This window comes from Paenibacillus sp. FSL H8-0332, from assembly GCF_037963835.1.
GTDB lineage: Bacteria > Bacillota > Bacilli > Paenibacillales > Paenibacillaceae > Paenibacillus_AQ > Paenibacillus_AQ rhizoplanae.
Window position 1 is genome coordinate 7,096,843 of the sequence record NZ_CP150145.1, and the last position, 22,379, is coordinate 7,119,221.

16 protein-coding genes and 1 pseudogene are annotated in these 22,379 nt (G+C 47.6%); 12 read left to right on the top strand and 5 right to left on the bottom strand.

Annotated elements, in window-relative coordinates:
* Window positions 1-162: 162 nt before the first annotated feature.
* From NST43_RS31035 to NST43_RS31080, 10 genes and pseudogenes are all read left to right on the top strand, one after another.
* On the top strand, window positions 163-1,707 hold the full coding sequence (locus tag NST43_RS31035; protein WP_339221351.1) for a radical SAM protein: 1,545 nt from the start codon (window positions 163-165) through the stop codon (window positions 1,705-1,707).
* Between the two features lie 71 nt (window positions 1,708-1,778).
* On the top strand, window positions 1,779-1,982 hold the full coding sequence (locus tag NST43_RS31040) for a hypothetical protein (protein ID WP_339221353.1): 204 nt from the start codon (window positions 1,779-1,781) through the stop codon (window positions 1,980-1,982).
* 83 nt (window positions 1,983-2,065) lie between these two features.
* Complete coding sequence (locus tag NST43_RS31045; RefSeq protein WP_339221354.1) at window positions 2,066-3,304, top strand: insulinase family protein; 1,239 nt, start codon at window positions 2,066-2,068, stop codon at window positions 3,302-3,304.
* 34 nt (window positions 3,305-3,338) lie between these two features.
* Window positions 3,339-5,126, top strand: coding sequence for an ABC transporter ATP-binding protein (locus tag NST43_RS31050; protein WP_339221355.1), 1,788 nt, complete (start codon window positions 3,339-3,341; stop codon window positions 5,124-5,126).
* An 81-nt stretch (window positions 5,127-5,207) separates the two neighbouring features.
* Entirely contained in the window at window positions 5,208-5,801 is a 594-nt protein-coding gene (locus tag NST43_RS31055; protein WP_339221356.1) for an RNA polymerase sigma factor, read from the top strand.
* 751 nt (window positions 5,802-6,552) lie between these two features.
* Window positions 6,553-7,452 carry an ABC transporter ATP-binding protein gene (locus NST43_RS31060; RefSeq protein ID WP_339221358.1) on the top strand — a complete coding sequence of 300 codons (900 nt, stop codon included), beginning with the start codon at window positions 6,553-6,555 and terminating at the stop codon, window positions 7,450-7,452.
* A gap of 3 nt (window positions 7,453-7,455) precedes the next feature.
* Window positions 7,456-8,697, top strand: coding sequence for an ABC transporter permease subunit (locus NST43_RS31065; RefSeq protein ID WP_339221360.1), 1,242 nt, complete (start codon window positions 7,456-7,458; stop codon window positions 8,695-8,697).
* Window positions 8,698-8,830: 133 nt separating this feature from the next.
* On the top strand, window positions 8,831-8,998 hold the full coding sequence (locus tag NST43_RS31070; protein ID WP_339221362.1) for a hypothetical protein: 168 nt from the start codon (window positions 8,831-8,833) through the stop codon (window positions 8,996-8,998).
* 9 nt (window positions 8,999-9,007) lie between these two features.
* Window positions 9,008-9,409: a 2,3-bisphosphoglycerate-dependent phosphoglycerate mutase gene (locus tag NST43_RS31075; protein WP_339225568.1), complete on the top strand. Its 402-nt coding sequence runs from the start codon at window positions 9,008-9,010 to the stop codon at window positions 9,407-9,409.
* 212 nt (window positions 9,410-9,621) lie between these two features.
* Window positions 9,622-10,731: pseudogene (locus tag NST43_RS31080) on the top strand (IS4 family transposase).
* 191 nt (window positions 10,732-10,922) lie between these two features.
* Here NST43_RS31080 and rlmH read toward each other — a convergent pair.
* The 5 genes from rlmH to NST43_RS31105 all read right to left on the bottom strand — a co-directional run bounded on the left by rlmH (window position 10,923) and on the right by NST43_RS31105 (window position 18,063).
* On the bottom strand, window positions 10,923-11,402 hold the full coding sequence (gene rlmH / locus NST43_RS31085; RefSeq protein WP_339221363.1) for a 23S rRNA (pseudouridine(1915)-N(3))-methyltransferase RlmH: 480 nt from the start codon (window positions 11,400-11,402) through the stop codon (window positions 10,923-10,925).
* Window positions 11,403-11,561: 159 nt separating this feature from the next.
* Complete coding sequence (locus NST43_RS31090) at window positions 11,562-12,767, bottom strand: DUF4179 domain-containing protein (protein WP_339221364.1); 1,206 nt, start codon at window positions 12,765-12,767, stop codon at window positions 11,562-11,564.
* A gap of 42 nt (window positions 12,768-12,809) precedes the next feature.
* Window positions 12,810-14,903: a M56 family metallopeptidase gene (locus tag NST43_RS31095; protein WP_339221366.1), complete on the bottom strand. Its 2,094-nt coding sequence runs from the start codon at window positions 14,901-14,903 to the stop codon at window positions 12,810-12,812.
* Window positions 14,900-15,307, bottom strand: a complete 408-nt coding sequence (locus NST43_RS31100; RefSeq protein ID WP_339225569.1) for a BlaI/MecI/CopY family transcriptional regulator — start codon at window positions 15,305-15,307, stop codon at window positions 14,900-14,902. The genes NST43_RS31095 and NST43_RS31100 overlap by 4 nt, the downstream gene beginning before the upstream one ends.
* Before the next feature lie 239 nt (window positions 15,308-15,546).
* The gene (locus NST43_RS31105; protein ID WP_339225570.1) at window positions 15,547-18,063 is read right to left on the bottom strand and encodes an S-layer homology domain-containing protein; all 2,517 of its coding nucleotides are present in this window, start codon (window positions 18,061-18,063) and stop codon (window positions 15,547-15,549) included.
* A 274-nt stretch (window positions 18,064-18,337) separates the two neighbouring features.
* Between NST43_RS31105 and NST43_RS31110 the strand changes: the two genes are divergently transcribed.
* Together NST43_RS31110 and NST43_RS31115 are read left to right on the top strand one after the other, a co-directional pair.
* Window positions 18,338-20,698, top strand: coding sequence for an AraC family transcriptional regulator (locus NST43_RS31110; RefSeq protein WP_339221367.1), 2,361 nt, complete (start codon window positions 18,338-18,340; stop codon window positions 20,696-20,698).
* Between the two features lie 12 nt (window positions 20,699-20,710).
* Window positions 20,711-22,372, top strand: a complete 1,662-nt coding sequence (locus NST43_RS31115) for an ABC transporter substrate-binding protein (RefSeq protein WP_339221369.1) — start codon at window positions 20,711-20,713, stop codon at window positions 22,370-22,372.
* The last annotated feature ends 7 nt before the right edge of the window (window positions 22,373-22,379 follow it).

Sequence of the window (22,379 nt, forward strand, 5' to 3'; positions counted from 1 at the left end):
TTATTTACGTTAACATAGGAAATAACGACTCTCACATATGGATTCAATTTAATATATAAATTGCATGTTATATTGAGTTTGTAGCTCAGTACTATGCTGAAGTTTGTGAATTAAATAACAAGTTGTTCTTAAGTCACATAGAGTTCAGAAAGGAGCAGTAAGATGAGTGTACTGCAACAGCACGTTGAAATAGAAAGATTGTTGACATTGAAAAGCGACCATGAGCTGAAACGAATGGGGAAGATGTTTGCAACAAATAATAATAAATACTTCTATGATACCGGCACGGGGAAAGTGCTTCTTTTAGACCAAGATTCTTATGAAATTATGGATGCTTTGTTTAACCGGTCTGAAATTAAAAGTATTGATGATCTGAAGGAAGTACTGAATGGCCGGGCCATTGAAAAATTTGGGCTTGCTGTCGCTGAGGAAAAGCTTTTTCGCGCTTTTAAGCCGGACAAGCTGTATACTCTTGGGCATTATGAAGATTTGGAGCGCCAGGTGAATAGCGAGTTCAGACAGTTGATTCTGGAACTTACAGGTCGATGTAATTTGCGATGTGGATACTGTATATACAACGAAGATTGTGATTTAAACCGGAATTTCAATGATGATGATATGACGATTGAAGTAGCGAAAGCAGCAATCGATTATACCGCCCAGCACACAAAAGAAAAAGCTGCGGTAACTTTTTACGGAGGAGAGCCTTTATTAAGATTTGATTTGTTAAAATGGTCTATTGAATACTCTCTTGATATTATGAGCGGAAAAGCCCTCTCCTTTTCCCTAACGACTAATTTAACACTTGTCACTAAAGATATTGCCGAGTATTTGGCCGCAGTGCCTAATTTGAGTGTTGTGTGCAGCCTCGATGGACCAGAATATGTACAGAATTCTTATAGAAAGTACAGTAATGGATATGGCAGCTTTTCAAAAGCTATTCGCGGTTTAGAGCTATTATGCGAAGCATTCAAAAACAGCAGGAACGTATTGTCCATAAATGCTGTATTTGCTCCCCCCTACTCTCAGCAAAAATTAGATGATATCAATTCTTTTTTTCAGAAATTAACCTTCTTACCTAAAGGGATAGATATAAATATTACGTATGCCGCTAAAGGTAGTATACCCGATACTAAATTAAGTATAGAAGAAGTACCTAAAGATGAGCAAAATATGATCAATCCTTTGTGGGATTGGATGACTGACCAAATAAAGCAGCATCCTTCTATTCGGGAGGAAGAAAATACAATTTATGCGGCCTTGGTGGAAAAAATTCTAATAGATGTCGAGAACCGGTTTGTCGCAGACGAACCTTCTGAATTTTATCCATTCAATGGATGTTGTGTCCCTGGGGCACGAAGGCTTTATGTAAATACTAAGGGTGATTTATATATTTGTGAGCGTGTCGGCAATTCTCCCTCTATTGGTAATATTTTTGACGGTATCGACTTTGGTCGTATCCACAATTTTTATGTCGAGGATTACTCTAGAGGAACGATTGAGAATTGCAAAAATTGCTGGGCGATACGATTATGTTCCACATGCTACATTGACAGTTATACAGAATCGGGTTTTCACCGAGAGAACAAAAGAAAGCAGTGTAGTTCTCAAAAGAAATCTATTCTTGAAGATCTCGTTTTTTATCATGCTGTACGTGAAACATCTCCCGAAAAACTGGAGTTCTTAAAGAATGCCCGAGTATTCTAATGATATTTTTCTTTCCTCTATATTATAGGAGAGTCTAATATATAGAACTCTAAGGGAGGAGGTGTAAAACCATGGAAGTTGTAAATCCATTGTTTCGTAAGCAAGATAATGCAGTAACAGCAGCACATGCTTGTAATTGTATTTGTAATGAAGCATCAGAAAATCATAGCAGCGGTTCTTGGAGAGGTTGGGTATGGGGCGGCGGTCCTTGTGGTTGTGCATGCAATAGCACTGAAACTAATAGCAATTCTAATTACGATAAAGCAAATGGCTAATACTAATGCAAATGATGAAGAGGCGATCTGGAGAGATTCAGATTGCCTCTTAGTACTGTGATTCTACAAGTGGAGGATTTAGTATGAATGATACAATTACTTTTTTTCAACAACCTGGGGTGTACATTGTGGAAGGGAATTATCCAAGGACTTATGCCTCTATCTGTATTAAAGCTGGTTGTGAGATTGAAACTGCGGGATTCAATGGGATGGCCCATTTAGTTGAACATATCTCCTTGTCATACCGACTTCATCAAGCCAACATTGCTGAAAGAAACGATAAGTATATTAAAGCAGGTTTTCAATTTTCGGGATACACTAACTATGGGCAAACGGTGCTGCACATTTCTTTTCCCACTTCATCAATCAATGTTATGAAATTCTCTGAAATCCTGAGAGGGATCTTCAGTAGATCAGTTCTAGAAGAAGATGTGTTTGAGATTGCAAGATCTGAAATTCTTGATGAATGCCGTAATATGAAAAGTCATTGGGATTGGCAGAAGAAAATAATTTACTTTATTACAGATAACCTGGTAAATGTACTGCCTGTTGGAAATATAAAAGATATTGAAGGATTTAAAATTGAGGATGCGGTGTCTTTTATGCATTCATTTTATACCAAGGACAATTGCGCGCTAATTATTCAAAGTGGTTTGGACATTGGTGAAATTACGCGTTTAATACTCCCTGTTATGAATAATTTAGTATATTCAGAACATCTTCCCCCTATTAGATCAGTACTTGAAGTTGTGAAAAATGAAAATGTCCGTACACTTCTCCTTAAAAACTCAAATGACTTCACCTTAGTAGAATTTTTTATCCAAAGAACGTATGAAACACTAGACCTACCAAAAAAAATAATAAGGATGCTATTTGAAATCATTAGCAAAATTAAAATTGATAGTTACATTTTTGATTCTGGTTATAATAGTCTATTTATAGAAAACTTGGTGTCTGACAAACATATTACAGAATTCTTCTATTTCACGGTATTTACCTTTAAATTTTCGAATGAAGTGGACAATGTTTCGCGATTTGCTGAAGAGACAATACAATTTTTAAAGTATTATGAGTTTTCAGAAGCTGAGTTCCGGCAGGCCAAGCAGCTTCTGAAGGATTTCACTAGTGAACCGGATACATCAGATCACGATGATATTTTTGAAAATTTATCAGCAAACTTTTTCTACGATGAGCCTGTTCATATTACGCGTCAGCATTATCGACAAATTAGAACAATCTTAAGCCGAATTAAACCTGATGATGTTAGAGCGTATAGCCGCTGGGTGTTCACTGGGCCGTGTAAAATTGTCATTTCGTCATGATTAGCAAACTTACTCCTTTTAGGGAGGAGATACAATGAAAAAAATAAAAACTGTCTGCCGAATTTTTATGAAAACAATCGCGTTGCTTTGGAAAGCAAGCCCTGCAAGTTTTACCCTGATTTTACTCATTGATTTTAGCTCAGGATTGATCATTCCTTCTAAATTATGGGTTTGGAAGGAGGTTATTGATCAAATTGCAAATGTAATCACTCAAAAGAGAAGTTCCTTGGGAGACATATATATTTGGTTGTTTGTTCATTTTTTATTAACGTTGTCGGGTTCCCTTTTGAGAAACATTTCCACTTATATGCAAAATATATATTCGGCGATTTTGAATAAAACACTTACTAGTGAAATTCTGCATAAAATTCCATTAATGAATATGGATCAATTTGATAATTCAGATACTTACAATCGAATTCAAAAGGCCAATGATGAATCTTTGACTAGAAGTATAAGTATCCTGCAAACATTGGTAGGCTTTATTCAGAATTCAACTAGCTTGCTAGGGATTGTGGGGATTTTACTCTACTTCAGCAAATCAGTTGTTTTTCTTTGCATCATTTCAGCGGTTCCAATGTTTTATATTAGCATAAAAATCCTGAATAAGTGGTTCGATGTGTTTAACAGACGATTTGAGCGAAACCGTTTTGCCAAACACCTAAAATCTATCTCTATCAAAAATCAGAATGTGAAAGAGTTGAAAATATATAAATCCTATGCTTATTTGACAAGTGTTATCTTGGGAACATTGAACGAATATTTAATCGAAGATAAAAAGATCCGAAAACGTTTCTTATTTGAAACTTCGTTAGTTGAGAGTCTTGACCAAATGATTTTTTACTTCATAAAGATACTAGTCATTCTACTTTCAATTCAAAATAAACTTACCATAGGAACTATAACTATGTATGTTACTGCTGTGGATAATCTGAAAAATTCTGTATCAAATATCTTATCCTTGTTATCTACTGCCTATGAAGATAGTTTATATATGCAAAGTATTTTTGAACTGTTGGAGACATCAACCGAGGAGGAACAATCTGACCGGGAGTTCCCTATTGACTTTCAGATAATAGAGTTTAAAGATGTATCCTTCATTTACCCTAACACCCAACAATACGTCCTCAAGAATATCAACCTTAGATTGGAAGCAAATCAAACGTATGTCCTTGTTGGCTTGAATGGTTCAGGTAAGACAACCTTGATCAAGCTGTTGCTAAACTTGTATACGCCCACAGAAGGAGAGATTCTAATTGACGGGGTCAACATTAACACCCTCAACCAAGAATCGTATTACAAGCATGTTTCTGCAGTTTTTCAAGATTTCATTCAGTATCCTTTTGACATAAAAACGAATATCGGTTTAGGTAACCCGGAACATATTGATGATATCGAACGGATTATTGATGCTGCCAGATCTTCGGGTGCAGATTCTTTTATTTCAAGACTTCCAGAGCAGTACTCAACCAAGCTGCAAAAAGAATGGTCCGGCAGTATAGATTTATCTTTAGGACAATGGCAAAAGTTGGCAATAACACGTGCTATGATGAAGTCATCCGAAATTTTGATTCTTGATGAGCCGTCGGCCTCCCTGGATGTGGTTGCAGAGCATGAGATTTATGAACGTTTTCAGGAAATGAGAATGAGCAAGTTATGCTTGATGGTCACTCATCGTTTTGTGAACACTGCTATGGCTGATGGGATTATAGTGTTGCAGTCGGGAGAAGTAGTTGAGAAAGGGAATCACACTGAACTATTAGGACTCAACGGAGTATACGCACAGTTGTATCAGATGCAAGCGGAATCATATGCCGTTTGATTTGTTCACACAATATACACATGATTTCTTCTCTTTTTTATCCGGCTGAAGAGTTATACATAGTAGGAAGGAGGGGAAGGGTTGGAGGAAGAAGAATGGATAAAACGTATTCGACAAGGAGAATCACAATACCTCACACTGCTGATTAGACGCCATTATTCGAGCATACAGAAATACTGCTATTGGAAAATCAGGAGTATGGATGATGCCGAAGATCTGACCCAAGAAACCTTTTTTCGCTTTTGTCGCAATACGGATTGCTTGAAGCATGAAGGGAAATATCTTGCTTATTTGTACACTATTGCTCGGAATGTATGCTGGGATTATCTGCGGATCAAAAGAAGAAATCAGCTAATGGAAGACCGTGAAAGGAGCGACAGTCTAGTAAGCGAGACGTTCTCGATGGAAGAGCAAGTGGACAATGCGCAAATCGTACATCAGTTGCTTCAGTTATTGGCAGAGGATGAGCGGGAACTGGTGTTTATGCGTTTTACTTTGGATCTAACGTACAAAGACATTGCGAGAATAACAGGGATGAATCAATGGGTGGTGCAATATAAGATAAAACGCGGATTAAATGCTATGAAGCAATACCGGGAAAGGAAGGAAATAGATGGTGAAAAAGCATCGCCCCGTTCAAGTTATGCTGAGAAACTTCCCTTCACCTCCGGTTGATCTTCAACGGATGGAGGATACAATAGCTGGGGCCCAACAGATATTCAATGATACCCAACAAAGCAGAAGAACATCATGGAAGGAATTTTATTGTTCCCAACTTCATTTTATCAGCAAAAAGGTGTGGATCTTACATCTCTTCATTGTTCTTATGATGAGTTGGCTTTTGAATCATGTCTTGTCATTTGGTTCCTTCTGGAGTAATGGGAGGCAAGTACTGATGTTCGTTTCCATTGCCTCTCCCTTACTGGTAGTAGCCGGCCTTCAAGTGCTTGTTCGTTCGTTTAGTTTCACGATGATGGAGATTGAGCTAAGCACCAAGCACTCGTTGGAGAAGCTTATGCTCGCCCGTATGAGTTTGCTGAGCCTGGTCGATGTTCTCTGTATATTCTTATTATCTATATTTTTTAGCTTTAGATTACAACAGGAGATTAGCTTAATCTTCATGTACCTGCTTGTGCCGTTTCAACTGACATGTTTGGGATGTTTGTCTATTCTAAGCCGAACGCGAAGTAAAGACTGCGGAATCTACTGCTTGGTTTTTATAGGAGCGCAGGTGCTGATTCAAGTAATTTTATCGTTTGTTCCATCTTTGCAGTTGTACGATAAGTCGTCTATGGGCGGGTGGGTCGTCATTATGCTGCTGTCTATGTTCGGGCTTGTCCTAGAGGTACGGAAGTTGCGTTTGTCTTGCCGCAGTTTGGATACCGTATCTATTAAAAATATAGTGAGAGGTTAAGGAGGGAGAAAGTTGCTGGAGTTGACCTTAATAGGGGTAAGTAAACAGTTTTCTGGAAAACTAGCTGTCGATAAGGTTAGCATTAAATTTACAAGTGGTGTATACGGGCTGCTTGGAGCCAATGGCGCCGGTAAAACAACGATCATGCGAATGGTCTGTGGTATCTTAAATCCCACATCCGGGGCGATTCAGATGAATGGGAAAGAAATTATTGGAATGGGAGAGGAATATCGGAATTTATTGGGGTATCTTCCCCAAGACTTTGGTTACTATCCCGACTTTAGCGCTGAGGAATTTATGTGGTACGTCGCAACTCTTAAAGGGCTGCCTATGCGAATAGCCAAAGCCAGAACGAAGGAACTGCTCCTGACTGTAGCATTATCTGAGGTTTCCAGCAAGAAGATTCGCACGTTCTCCGGCGGTATGCGGCAGCGGTTGGGTATCGCTCAGGCCATGCTGAATGAACCCAAGGTGCTGGTTCTGGACGAACCCACAGCGGGCCTGGATCCTAAGGAAAGGGTGAGGTTTCGCAACCTGATTGCAGATTTGGCCCGTGACAAAATTGTGCTGTTGTCTACTCATATTGTTTCCGATGTGGAGTACATCGCCGATCAGATTCTGGTTATGAAAAAGGGAGAATTAATGATGAGAGGTACCGTCGGGGAATTAACAGCCAGCATGGACGGCTTTGTGTGGCGTTGCAGTGTGCCTGCTAAGGAAGTCGATCAGTGGAATTCTCGATATTGTGTAAGTAACTTGCGTCATGAAGGGGAGCAGGTCGAAATGCGCATCGTATCCAGTAAGAAACCGGCAGATGAGGCTCAACTGGTCGCACCCACACTTGAAGACTTTTACCTGTATCATTTTCAAGATGAGCAAGAGGACAAACTTAAGAAAAGCAGGGGGGTGTAAGTGATGGATAGGTTAACACGCTTTGAATTGAGAAAAATTATAAAGCGAAAATCATTTCTTCTGGCTGCTTTAATTCTCTTGGTTTTGCTGATTTTTGTAACGATGATCAATATTTTCTCGGAACGGATACCGCAGGAAACTGGAAAAACGGTAACCGGACTTCAAGCAATTCGCTTGAAAAAACAATATGATTTACAGCATACAGGAGCCCTGGATGCCAATAAAATTGCGGGTGCGATTGATCGTTATCACGAGGTTAGGGGGAATTCGGATAACCTGGATCCTAAATCAAAAGAGATCACAGACGGGGCATATGCTAAATATGAAATTAAGGATAACCTTATCCTTAGCCTGATTCGGACGGGATTCTCGCCGTTAAACGATTATAATCATTATATTATTGATGATTTGACACGATTGGACGCAGTTCATTTCTATGATAAGCGTACAGAGAAAGTCAAGGAATATCTCAACATGGATTATACATACGGAAATTACTCTGACCAGGATAAAGACTATTTTTTGAAGTTAAATAAGAAGATTAGCACTCCCTTTAAACTTAATTATAAAAGTGGGTGGGAAAATGTATTAAATAATGCATCAGGCATGATTTTAGCGATTTCCTTTGTGATGATTATCTGCATCGCTCCTGTATTCGCATCGGAATATCAGAGCGGGGCTGATGCGGTAATTCTTTCATCCCGTTATGGCCGAAGCAAATTGATACATGCAAAATTAAAAGCAAGTATTCTGTTTACAACTGGACTATATGGCATCAGCATTCTGTCATACATCCTAATCACATTAGGTGTTTATGGGTGGGCGGGCTGGAACTCAAATGTACAGATATTAAGTTTGATAGCTCCTTTTCCAATGACAATCCTTGAAGCTTTTGTGTGGACGGCTCTAATTGGCTATTTGGGATGTTTGATGATGATGTCTATCACGCTAGTATTGTCATCCCGATTGAAGTCGCCATTCCCTGTGATGATCTGGTCTGTTGCCATTCTCTTTGGTTCAATGTTCATCCCATACAGCAAGAGCAGCAGAACCATTAATCATCTTATACAACTTCTTCCCAACAAAATTATGGATGGTTATGAAGCGATCACCCATTATGAAGTGTACCATTTGTTCGGTCAAATTCTCCCGCGTCACTTAGTTATGGTGGGCGTTTCCTTTATTGTGACCGTTCTGCTAATGCCTATTGCCTATAGGGGATTTAAGAAGCATCAAGTTGCTTAATGAAGCTGTAAATTGGCTTTAAGCATAACAAAAGGCTACCAGTCTTCTTTAGGCTGGCAGCCTTTTGCGTATGTACAAATTGTGCGACTATAAACTACAGCCTACATCCCTGCGCTCAGAGTCAGATTTCGCTGTGACAGCTGAATTGTCCAGCTATATACCCCTCACTGGTACAGGCTTGCTGTTATGGATTCCCGTACAAAAATCATGGAGGCTGAATGAACGTCACTATGGAGCGCTGCAGGGACTCAGCAAGAGCGAGACGGCAGTCCAATATGGAGACGAGCAGCTGCATATCTAGAGACGCAGCCTGTCGGCGCGGCCACCGCTGCTTACGCCGGATGATCCACGTTATGCACGTAATGACATCCGCTACAAAGAGGTGCGACCAGGCGATATTCCCCGGGGGGAGAGTCTGGAGGATACCATACACCGTGTCGGTGACTTCTGGGGCAACCGCATTGTGCCGCTGATCCGCAAGAAGGAACGGGTGCTGATCTCCGCACATGGCAACACCCTGCGCGCCGTGATTAAGTTCATGGAAAATCTGGATGAGGCTACGCTGCTTGAGCTGAATATCCCTAAAGGGGTTCCGCTGGTCTACAAGCTGGACGACGATGTGAAGCCAATCAGCCGCTTCTATCTCGGCGAGCCGGAAGAGGTTCAGGACAAGGCCCGCGGGGTGGCGAATCAGAGCAAGGTGACGGAGTAGAGCAGGCAGACGGGTTAGAGCAGCGAGAAATGTAGATAGAGCACAGGGGAATATTCCCCTGTGCTCTAATTCGTTCTTATGTGCCGATACAGCGTCAGTCTTACATTTTGTCCAAATCATGCCTGTTGATTAACCGCTAAATGGTAGAAAAAGAGCCGTCAACCCGGTAAAATGTTTGTACCCCTACAAACGAACCGGAAGGTGACGACTCCATGAAAAATTCTAACACGATTCTCCCCATCCTTCAAATTGTCCTTACACCCGAAGAAGTCGAATCCATCGTCCAAACGGTTGACTATGTAGATAAGGCGCGAAAATTCACTGTTTATCATTTGCTTGAATATTGGTGCGCCGCAGCCAGTGAAGAATGGTCAGGGTATCGTTTCGGCGCGGATCATGCCGCTTGTAGCGGCTTGTCTCAAGTTCACTATTCCTGTTTTTCCGGTAAAGCAGCAGATGTTCCGTTTGCTGTATTTAAAGAACTGTTTCAACTGCTTGTCCGCAAATGTAATCGTGAAACCCGGCGAAAGCTGGCTTTTCCGAAAGAATTGCTGCTGATCGATTCTACTACGATGACAGTCGGGAAAACTCGCTTGCCTTGGGCTCCCTACCACGGAGAACGGGCTGCGGTTAAACTGCATGTCGCCCTACAGGCTCAAAACGGACAGCCGCTTGGTGTCACGGAAACGATTGGCGCAAGGCATGATGGCCCTGTATGCGAATCTTTGGAAAACCCCGACTTTATTATGATAATGGACCGTGCTTACGGCAAATTGGAACGATTGGATCGCTACAAACAAGATGGATAGTCCTTCGTCATTCGGCTTCGCGACAATGTTCATTTAGAAAAACCTTATGCGCTGCGGCGTCAAGCCACTGCTGATTCTCCGGTCATACGTGACATCACCTGCCAACTGGGAACGCCTCAGTGTCGTTCAGAGCAGCGTCATCGTGTGATCATCTTTCATGATTTTGAAGGTAGGGAAATTCGCGTCGTGACCATGGGCGTTACAGCTGAACAAATCGCCCAAATGTATAAAGCTCGCTGGCAGATTGAAGTATTCTTTCGCTGGATCAAACAACATTTAAATATTCCCACGTTATTTGGCACGACGGAAAATGCGGTGTATGGCCAACTTTTCTCAGCACTTATCGTCTTTGTGCTACTCAAATGGCTATTTGATGGGGCAAAGCAAGGATTCTCTCGTCATGCTGATTTTTCTTTTGTTCGATTTGCTCACTTGCTGCTTCTGGATAGACTACCGATTGAATGGACGATAAGCATACATCGTCTGATTACATTTGAGTACGGATTAATTTGAGTTACATATTCTGGTTAATCAACAGGCCTGTAAAGGTAGCTCTGTATGTCATTCTTTATTGAGATAAGACGTTCAGGATGGGAATCGTTCTTTAAAGGTGGCCACTCGTTTCTCCAGAATCCCTCTGCCTTCTCCGCTTAGGGCCCTCTTTTAATCAACCCATGATTTTGGTTTTGAGTCAAAAATTTACCCTACTTATGATAAGGTTCCCCCCGATTAATCTTCACTGCCCGGTAAACCTGCTCCACCAGCACCAGCCGCATGAGCTGGTGGGGCAGCGTCATGCGGCCGAAGCTCATGCGCTGCTGGGCGCGGCGCATCACTTCATCGGAGAGGCCGTGGCTGCCTCCGATGACGAAGACGACATGGCTCGTCCCGTAGGTGCCGAGCCGGTCGATCTCGGCGGCAAGCTCCTCCGAGCTCCAGAGCTTGCCGTCAATCGCGAGCGCAATGACATGCGCCTCGCTCTTAATCTGCGCGAGGATACGCTCGCCCTCGCGCACCTTCACCTGAATAACCTCTGCGTCGCTGAGGTTATCAGGGGCCTTCTCATCCGCCACCTCAATCATCTGGAACTTGATGTAGGGCGTTAACCGCTTAGCATATTCCGCGATGCCAAGCGTCAGATACTTTTCCTTCAATTTGCCTACGCATATCAGTTGAATTAACATATTTCCTCCATCGGTCTCATCTTGTCATGTCCCTGTATTTTATCACATCCCTGCCCATAACATGCCCTGCTTAAGAGACATTCCCCGCACACCCTGTACCCGACAAAAGAAGAGCCATCCTTCACGGATGGCCCTAAGACACTTCAGATAGCCTGTAATTTACTGCTTAGACAAATCAACAACTAACTGCTGTGTAATCTTACTCTCCTTCATAGTGGTGAAATCCAGGCGAAGCGACTGCGGCTTATTCAAGAAGAAGTAGCTCTCTGAGACGATTTTCATCTCATGGTCTGCATAGGTATAGGTAGAAGCTCCCTCTTGCGATTTATAATCACCGGTTCCGTTCTTGACCAATAGCGATGGGTAATATTCCATATAGAAGGTCTCCATAAACTCTCTGTTTTTAAACAAAGCTTCGTCTGAGGATAGTGTGGTTACAGTCGTGAACGGTGTCAATTCCAGCTTCACTTTAATCTTATGCCCTGCCACATCAATCGTTTCCTCCGGCGTCAGTGTCCGGGTCTCCTGCTTCCAGACCTTGGGGTTGATATCAAAAGCCACCTTCAGCACAGGGCTATACTTCACGTTGGACTTGATTGCATCATACTTCTTCAGCAGTTCAGGACTGTAGCTGAACGATGAGGTCTGGTCCGGGTCGTCCGCATGGGCCTTTTCGGCGGCAGCGAGCATTTCGGCATCCAGCGCCTTTAACTGATTCAGCTCAATGGCGGTTAAGGTGCCTAGCTGAAACTCAGCAGCTACTTTTTTGGGAGGCGTGGTCAATGGACTGCTTAACCGGATTTTAGCAATTCCATATAGAATATGATCTTTCTTTGCCGGACTTGCGCCTATGACTAGAGCATCATTGAATTTCTTGCCACTGATGACCTTGCCTGTAATCGCATCGGACAATTGGAGACTATGACCCTTTGGCGGCATGAACACGAATGCTCTCTTACTGTCGGCTTGGGCTGTAAAAAGGATGATCAGCTCATATTTGTCTGCGATGAGGCCGTTCACCGTCAGCTGATAACCGTCTTTTTTGACGACTGTGTTCAGCGGCTGCACCAGATTGTGTTTGATGGCATACTCAACCTGTCGATAACCCTGAATCTCGGGATTTACAAAGGGGGCAAGCGCTGCCGACGGTTTCGCGGCGGTTGCCGAGGCGGCCAAAGCTTGACCTGTCACGGCAAAAGGGCTAAGCACCAGCGCTGCGGTTGTCATGACTGCGACGATGGCGGTAGATAGCCGGTTCCTGGAGGAACGCCGTTTATTTGGCGCTGACCATTGCTTTTGTTCCTGTCCTGGATGCGTCTGTGCCGTATGTTTAATCTCCATTGTATCCCGCTTTATGCTATTCATTACTACACTCTCCTTCAATATAAGTTGGTTGTTTCATCCGGATCAGCTCTGATCCTGTCCGGGGACATCAAAGGTCATCTGGTATGTATGCTCAAGATCCTTCATTCCAGTAAGCTTCGCCGGACTCTTCATGAAATCCAGCCGCAGAGATTGCAGCTTATCCAACAAATAATAGCTTTCTGTAACCATCTTCATTTCATAGTCTGTAAACGTAATTGATGAAGTGCCTGGCTGCTGCCTATAGTCTCCCGTTCCAGTCTTGCTCCACCACAGGAATGGAGAACCGTACTTCTCATGGAAAGATTTCATAAATTCCTTATTCTTAAACAAAGGTTCATCTGAATAAAAAGTGGCTATGGTTGTTAAGGGTGTCAATTGTAATTTCACTCTGATCTTGTGTCCCGCTACGTTAAGCGTTTCTTGCGATGTTATGGTATGCGACTCCTGCTTCCAGTAACTTGCCCTCACATCGAAGGTGGTCTGAAGTGCCGGAGACTCCTGAATGTTGGAATCGTTGGCTCCCAGTGTGCGTAAATGGAACTCTACCTTAATCTTTGAAGGCGGGTCCGTCAAAGGAGTACTGAACGGAAGTCTGGCTATCGCATCTTTAATATGCTGCTCCGGGCTGCTGCTGCTGACCAGCGCGTGGGTCCGGCCGTTAATCACCTTGCCGGTAATACCATCCGTAATGATGCATTCTACGAAATGAGGACCGTCAGAGAATAGTGACCTACCGCCGTCCACTCTCGCAGTATAGAAGAGAATCAATTGATTCTTGTCTGCCATGAAGCCTGTGATGTTGACCTGGTAACCGTCTTGTTCAATCTCCACATTCATCGGCACCAGAAGATTATGCCGGGTCACATACTCCGTCTGTTGTGCACCTATGCTCGTTAACGGCATCAGTGTCTCTCCTTGATCCGTTGGCGTTTCTACGCGTTCCCCCGCAGCAACGCCTTCTGCATGAGTACCAGCGGAATTGGCCACAGGTTCCGTGACAGCAGAGTCACCGGGTTCCCCAGAGACACCTGTAAGCATCACGATGCTGAGCAGAGCGACCAGAATTACAGCTGCTGCGGAGATGCGGTAGGAGCCTTTTTTGAAAGATTGAATCATACTGATTCTTCTTCGAATCTGTTGCCGCTGGTGCGGGTTAGAGAAATAAAGATGCCCCCTCCGCTCCCGGACTCGTGAGAAGCGCTTCAGGAACTCTACCAGAGTAAGCCCGTAATCAATTGCCTCCTCTTCTCCCAATACCTCCAGCACATAGGCGTCGCACGCAACCTCCCGATCGATCTTCATCCGCCGGATCGCCAGCCACATCAGGGGATTGAACCAATGTATCGTTGCGGCTAGGCTCCCTAGCAGGTTCCACAGCATATCCCTCCGCTTGCAGTGGGCAAGCTCATGCGCGAGGATGTGCCGCAGCCGGGAAGCATCCAGTTCCCGCAGAGCTTGCTCCGGGACAAAGATCCAAGGACGCAGGAGTCCTGACAGATATGGGTTGTTAGCGGAACCTCCGGTATAGATAGGTATCGCTCTCCTTATTCCAAACTGGCGTCTGGTGGCAAGAACCACCTTAAGAATCTCCGGGGCATTCACCCGTCTAAGCCGTCTGCGTTCGCGGTGCATCCGCCTTATGTACAGGAGTCCATTCAGCAGCATAAGCATGACGCCCAGCAGCCAGATCCCTGTGCCTATCTTCAACCAGAGCGGATAGTCTACGGCTTGCACAGAGCTGCGGTTATCCGTTGCCGCTCCATCCTTCTGCCGGGCTGTGTCTGTCTGCCCTTGTGCATCCCAAGCGGTGTTATTAGCCGGATATATAGCCTGATCTCCCTCTCCGGGCGCAAGCTCCTGATAATCACCCTTAGAAGCTCCGGTGTCCGGCCCCTTGTCCAGGATAGTTGTTAACAAATGCTTACTATTGCCGAGAATATGCAACATGCTGACAGGGCTGTCCGGTACAGCAGGCAATAACAGCCGGGCGATAACAAGCAACCACAGGAGGTAACGCACCCGGGCGTTGATGAATCTCCGCAGAACATTATGAATGAACAACACGGCCAGAATCACCATGCTTGCCGCCAATGTCTGTTCTGCTATACCGGCAAACCATCCGTAGACCATATTCATTCCTGCTTACCTGAGTTGCCGCTGGTGCCCTGCGACTTCTTCTCCTTGAGCAGCTGTTCGAGTTGTTCAATCTCCTGCTTGGACAGCTCAACATCCTCCAGGAAGCTGGTCACCATTAACTGGGTAGCTCCGCCAAAAACGCGCTTCAGGAAGGAGCGGCTCTCGGCCCGGACACACTCATTCTCTGACACCAGCGGATAATAGAGATAGCTCCGGCCGGATTTCTCATACGCTATCGCCTTCTTCTTAAGCAGCCGGGTGACGAAGGTGCGCACCGTCTGCTCGCTCCATTCCACAGATGCAGGCAGGAGCCGGGTGATTTGTTCCGAGGTGAGCGGATGATGCTCCCAGATAATCTTCATAATTTCCCATTCAGCTTCTGAAATCTTCGGGGTTGTACTCATCATAACAGCTCCATTCCGTGGCGGCGGCATTCAATCTACAAGTGTAAATACAAGCTCTGTTCTATACATTACACTTGTAGATTGAATTTGTCAAATATGCCCACATTGTGATGATTGAACGCGAAACGACACCCAAAGTGGCTAAGTGGCCGTAACCATAGCAAAAAGCACAAGCCAGCGGCTTGTACTTCCTGCATCCTATTCATAAGACTTACTTACTCCTGTCACTCAGTTGCAGCTTACAAGCCCGCCATCAAAGCCTTAACCGAACTGTCGCTCTCCAGCGCGCGGATAATCACGGCCACCGCTTCGGCGCGGGTAGCCTGACTCTTTGGAGCGAACGCTGAAGCAGAGATGCCCTTCACCAGGTTAGCAGAAGTGGCCTGGCGGATGGCGTTAGCTGCCCAGTAGCTGCTGCTGACATCCTTGAAGCTCGCCGGAATGCCAGTCTGGAGCACACCGAGATCAAGCACACGGCCGATAATCGTGACCATCTCAGCGCGGGTAATGGTCGCTCCCGGCTTGAAGCTGCCGTCTGCGTAGCCGGTTACGATGCCTTTATCGGCCAAGGCACCGATATAGCCTGCCGCCCAATTGGAGGCAGTATCCCCAAATTTAGAGGCCGCCGATGTAGTGCCTAGCCCGAAGGAACGGGCGATCATCGCTGCGAATTCAGCTCTGGTCACCGGTGCATTAGGACGGAAGGAGCCGTCCGCATAGCCGCTGATGATCTGCAGCTTCACGGCTGTAGCGATGGTGCTGCTGCCCCAGTGTCCTGCGGTATCCTTGAAGCTGATGCTCTGATTCTTCGTGGCTGTAATAGCTTCAGTCACGGTCTTGTACACCGCTTCTCTGCTCACCACTCCGGATTGGAACGGGTTAACGCCGCTCTGTGGCTGTTTTTCCGGTTCAGCAGGAGTAGTGCTGCCATTCCCTGGAGTGGTACCGGTGGTCCCTGGTACCGTGCCGGTATTTCCAGCTGGAGTACCCGGCGTTCCGCCTGGATTACCGCCGCCAGTTCCTCCGCTTGTCGTATCTGTAATACTAAGCGCGATCTGATCGCTCAGGTACACTACCTGGGCGTTATATTTGCTTGGCAATCCTTCAACCTGCACGGAAGTAAACTGCCCGCTGCGCTGGCTGACGCCATGCGTAAGGAGCGGAATCAGGCCGCTGCCTGGAACGTAGCTGTTCCCGAAGTTCACCTTCAGCTTCCCGTCAGCCTTCACCGCACCCTTAACCTCAAGGATATCGTTTGCTCCAGTAAGGCCCAGTACAAGCGTACCTTCGGAGGCCTGGGTGAAGCTGCCGCCGATCACCATTTTACCGTAGACGTTCTCAACTACAGAACCGCCGGTATTCGTCACATTCCCTTTGCCGAAGGCTGTTGCCGAGTCTCCTTCCAGGACACCTGCGTTCACCTCTGTACCACCGGAATACGTGTTGCTGCCCGCCAGCTTAAGCGTGCCTGTACCCTCCTTGGTCAGTCCGCCCGTCCCGGAGATATCATTGCGCCAGCGGTCTGCAGCGTGGAAGCCGCCCTTCGCAGCGTCCATCGCTACCGTTACATGCTCAGCGAATGCACCGTACCCGTCGGCAGCGGCGAACAGGTTCAATCGTCCCCAGCCTTCGGGATCATCCAGCAGTGGATAACCGGAGGGGAGTGCCGTTGTTACGAGAACTGCTCTACGCTGATCCGCACTCAGGTAAGGCAGGCGGGTCTCCAGCAAGACCTCTGCTCCCTTAGGAGCAACGGCAGGCTCAGTATTAGAGTGAATCTGCGGGAAGCCGTAGGTCAGCCGCTGGGTATACTGGGCCTTATTCTTCGCATAATCGGTGAACCGATCTTCTGCGGTACCTGTCTGTGTAAGCAGCACTTCATGAGCCTGAGTATAGGCCGCCTGCTTCAGCGCCGTATTATCCGGGTCTGTCAGTGCCCCTGCTGCGAAGGCCATCGCCGTCACCCGTCCGCCCATAACATCCAGCGGTGAGTGCATCCCGGCGACGACACGGTTGTTGCCCATCTCCGAGGCCCGGGCCATCAGCTCCTGGAAGCGCTCAGGTACGGAATACGCCAGAGCCAACGCAGCTAGATAGGAAGCGTTGGTATGTCCGCTCGGGAAGCCGCCGTCTGTGGCAGGCGTACTACTTCTCGCCGGCACCAGCGTCGGCACGATAACAGAGGTATCCTTCCAGCGGAATGGACGCATGTAGCTATAGAATTTCTTGGCCTGACTCGTTGAAGCATAATTGCCGCGGACGATTCCGATCAGGTCGACCATTTTGCCCAAGCTGGAACTGGAATCGCCGGCCTTGTTGCTGTCATTGCCATCATTGTATTTCACGGAAGTCGCATCATCTGGGATGCTGTTAATGGTCGTGTAGGTTCCTGACATCGTACGGTACACCTCAGACAACGGACCAAGGCCGTCAGCCGCTCCATAGGTCTGGTTCCGCCGGTCATCGTAATACGCCGCCTGCTCCTCTGCCGGAGTGCGGGTCTTTGACAGATCAGCCACATATTGAATGTTGTAATCCAGCACATCGTTGTTCAGCTTCGTTCCGGTATCCCAGGTGGCGCCCGGTGTCCAAAGATCCAGGAAGCCGGAGAGAACACCGATCGAGGGGTTGGAATACACCGCCGTATTCACAGGTGTGTTATTCTTATAAGTATCTACGAAATGTCCCCATGCCGGAGCAGCCGGCAGCCCGGTTAATGAATTACCCGTGGCCGCCTCTGCAGGATGTACCGCGATCGAATTCGTGAGGAGTACCAGACCTGCCGTAACAGACAACAGCTTTCTTTTCGACTTCAAGTTCAATGTGTCAGCCCCTATCTTGTTATTTTGATTGCCTGAATCGGACTCAATATAGCACCTGCCTCCACCGCTGCTCAATAACACAATTTCGCAATTCTATGATTTTGGGAACAATTCAGCTTTTTTCCGGCCATTTAACATTGATTTAACATGAATCCCGAACAGATTTGTGAGGGGCTAGTGTATAATCCGCCTGGGAGGAGAATACATCTTGCGAAAATGGAACTCTGCCTTTGCCGCCCTAGCCGCTTCATACATCTCTGTTGTGTTAGTCATTGTCCTCTTACTCTGCTCTGCCTTCTATCTGTATTTCTCGAACCATTATAAGGAAGAGCTTCAGGGCCGCAACCGGCTCATCCTTGACAATACCGCCCGTACCCTTGAAGCCTCCGTGCTTCAGCGGGTGCAGCAGATCTATCTGGAAGTCTCACTGAACCAGCGGGCTGCGCTCCGTATGCTGCCAGATGCTTCACTTCCAGCGAATCTCAGCAAGGTGAGCAGTCTCCAGGAGTCGCTGAACATGCAGGTATCCAATCATTCGGACCTGATACAAGCCGTACATCTATATGCTCCCAGGCAGCATCTCCTGCTGTCCTCGCTGTATGGGCTGAAATTCCGTGCGGATCAGCAGGCGGGTGCCGCCTACTGGATGGATTGGGTGAACGGCATGAACCTTAATTCCCGTAACAGCCTCTGGACAGAGGCCCGGTTCGTGCCGGACGATATCGTCTCCAGCATCCCCGGCGGCAGCGGCAGCCAGCTGATCACCTATGTGCACAGCTATCCGTTCCAGTCCCCCGGGGCAGCCAGTGAGCTGCTGATTGCCATTGATCTGAAGGAGAGTGCGCTGCGCGCCATTCTGCAGAATATGATGCCTGCCCGCTATCAGAGCAGCTTCATTGCTACGCCCTCCGGCGGGATTGTGGCCGGCTCGAATCCGGATGCTGCGGCCCAGGCCGATACCTATGCTGCCAGTATCTCGAATGCGCTAGCCTCTCCTGAGACATCCGGGAACATGAGCCAGGAGATCGGAGGCAGCACCTACGTGATCTCCTATCAGGACCTGCCGACCACCGGGTGGAAGCTCTTCAGTGCGGCTCCGGCGAACCTGTTCTATGAGAAATGGCTCGTTGTCCAGAGGGTCATTCTCTCCTTGTGTCTGCTTGCTATATTGGTAGGAATCTGTCTGTCCGGCATTCTGGCCAAATTGAATTACAGTCCGCTTAAGCGGCTGCTTCGCACTATTAAGGACCTCTACGGCCCGGGGCCTGAGGTGCCAGGAGTGCGGGGACAAGCCCTTAACGAATTCGGAATTATTGATTCCGCCTTCAACCGTCTGAACAACAAAGTGACCACACTGGAGGGGACGCTTGAGGCCAGCAGTCCGCATATCCGGCAGAACATGATCCTGAATCTCCTACAGGACAGCCCTGCCCCAGGCAGCGTAACCGTAGATCCGCAATTCCTGGGACTCTCTCCGGAGCACCGTCATTACTGCTGCCTGCTCCTCAACACCCGTGGAGCCTACGCCCGCATGAGTCTAAGCGGCTTGCAGGCAGCCATGAGCGGGATGACCGGGACGCTTGAGGCGATCCGGCTTCACGGAAGCCGAATTCTGGCCGAGGAGCTGCCGGACAAGCAGACGGTTGTCATTATCGGCGCGCGCGAAGCCTCCGGGACGCTGCTCGAACAGCTCTCGGACCGGATTACAGCAGCGGCGGAGCAGCATTTCCAGCTGAATATTCAGCTCTCGCAGGGCTGCTGGGTGGATGCCATCAGCCTTCTCCACACAAGCTACGCTGAAGCGCAGACCTTAATGAAATATGCTTATTTTCTGCCGGAGAGCAGGGTCTTGAAGGACCGGGAGCTGCTGAAGAGGGAGCAGAGTCTTGACGAGATTCCGCAGCCTGTGCTGATGAGATTCAAGGACAAGCTGCAGAACCGGCAGCTGGATGAGACTCTGGCCGCGCTGGAGCAGCTGATAGCCGTCATGCGGGAAGGCAGCTACCCGGCGGATTATTGCCACTTCGTGCTGGCGAACACCGTATTTATGTACTCAGATTATCTGAAAAGCATCCGCTACACCCCTTCCGCGCACGGGCCTCTGGATCTGTATAACGAATACATTGCCCTGCCGGATATCCGGCATTTGCAGGAGTGGTTCGCCGCCTCCATCGGCACCTTCATTATGGAGACGCAGAAGCGGAACAGTGACCGTGCACTCTCGACCATTGAAGCGGCCAAGGCCTATATCGGGGAGCATCTGTCCGGGGATCTATCGCTGGATGCCGTATCCGCCAAGGTCTTCATCAGTCCCAAGTATCTAAGCAAGCTGTTCAAGGAAGAGCTGGGGATCACCTACACCGACTATATCACCGGCATACGGATGGAAGAGGCCCGGCGGCTGATCGAGAAGAACAATATGTCGATCGAACAAATTGCCGGCAAGGTCGGTTATGGAACGACTCCATACTTCATCAAGCGCTTCAAGGAGATCTACGGCTGTACGCCGGGGAATTATCTGCGAACCGTGAATACACTGCCGCCGCAGGCGGAGATTAGCATAGGATAAGGAGGGTGCCTTATGTATATGTATAAAAGATTAATGCTCTTGCCCCTCCTGGGGCTGATCTGCGGCTGCAGCGGGCAGCCAGCTTCACTCTCGTCTGCGCCTGGACAAGAGCTGCTGGATACATCCGTTTCCGCTTCTGATTCTGTTGATTCTGCTGATTCTGCTGTTCTTGCTGCCTCTGCCCCGAAGCTCAAAATCTCCTGGACCATGCATCAGAATCTGCCGGTTGCGGAGGATGCCGTAATGGTGCGGGAGCTGGAGCAGAAGTTCAAGGTAGATCTGGACTTCTGGAATCTGCCGAATAACAAATACGAATCCCTGCTCGACCAGAGGCTGGTGCAAGGCAGCATTCCCGACCTGTTCCGGGTCCGGCAGACCCAGGATCTGCTGAAGTACCAGCAGCAAGGCGTGCTCGCCCCTATTCCTGAGGAACTGCTGAACACCTACGCTCCCAATATTCTTAAGGCCATCCGCGAGAATGCACCCGCCTATCAGCAATATGGCCGCATTAACGGGGCCTATTACGGCATTCCGGTCATTAACCCTACCAACATCTATCGGGTCCCTGTGGTCTACCGGCAGGATTGGCTGGACAAGCTCGGCCTTAAGGTGCCGGACACCTTGGCCGATTTCGAGAAATTCATCTATGCGGCTACGAACGAAGACCCGGACGGCAACGGTATCCGGGACACCTACGGCTTGTCGCAGGAGGGCATGAATGTGGTCTTCGGCGCATTCGGGCAGATGGTCTTCACGGATCAGCTCTACTTCAGCCGGAAGGATCAGGGGCTGGTCATTGGCGCTCTGGAGCCGGATATGCAGGAAGCACTGCGTTATCTCCGCAAATGGTACAAGGACGGGGTCATTGATCCCGAGTTCATCACCGGGGAGAATAGCGGAGGCTACAAGCATCTGTCGCACGCCTTCATTAACGGACGGATCGGCATGACCTCCATGGGCAATTATTATCACTGGACACAGGCAGGAGATTATACGGACTGGAAACTGGATGACCAGAAGGCAGCCAGGCTGGTTCCGGTAGAAGCAATGTTTAACGTCAAGGAGTTAACCGCGAAGCATCCGCAGGCCAAGATCGCTTTCGGGCGGCCGGTTAGCGGTCCGGACGGCAAACGCGGCTCCAAAGCCTACGATATGCTGATGAGCTTCACCGCCATTGGCGCGGATGCTACCCAGGAGCCGGGCAAGCTGGAGAAGATCCTCCAGCTGCTGGACTACGTCAGCGCAAATCCTGACCCCGATGAGGCGGCATCTCTGCAGTATGGTATTCAGGGGACACACTGGGACTGGGCCGGAACGGACAAGAAGGACATCATCCTGCTGCCGCCGTATAACCATATGTTCAGCTACCAGAATACGATCGGCGCGGGGATCGGCATGACCCTGCCCATCCTTCCTGCCGGACGGAGCGAGCAATGGGCGGCAACCCTGGGGCTGGATCACGACGGCATCTATAATGCCCTGGAGGTGGCTACGCCCTCTCTGATCAGGAACAGCCCTGGGCTTATTAAGCTAAGAGACCAGGCGTATATTGCCTTCATCACCGGAGAGCGTACGCTTGAGGAATTCGGAGAGTTCGTGGAGGAGTTCCTGGCGTCGGGCGGAGCGGAGGTACTGGCGGAAGCAAATGATTCCTATAAGAAGCTTGATCCATAAGTAGAAA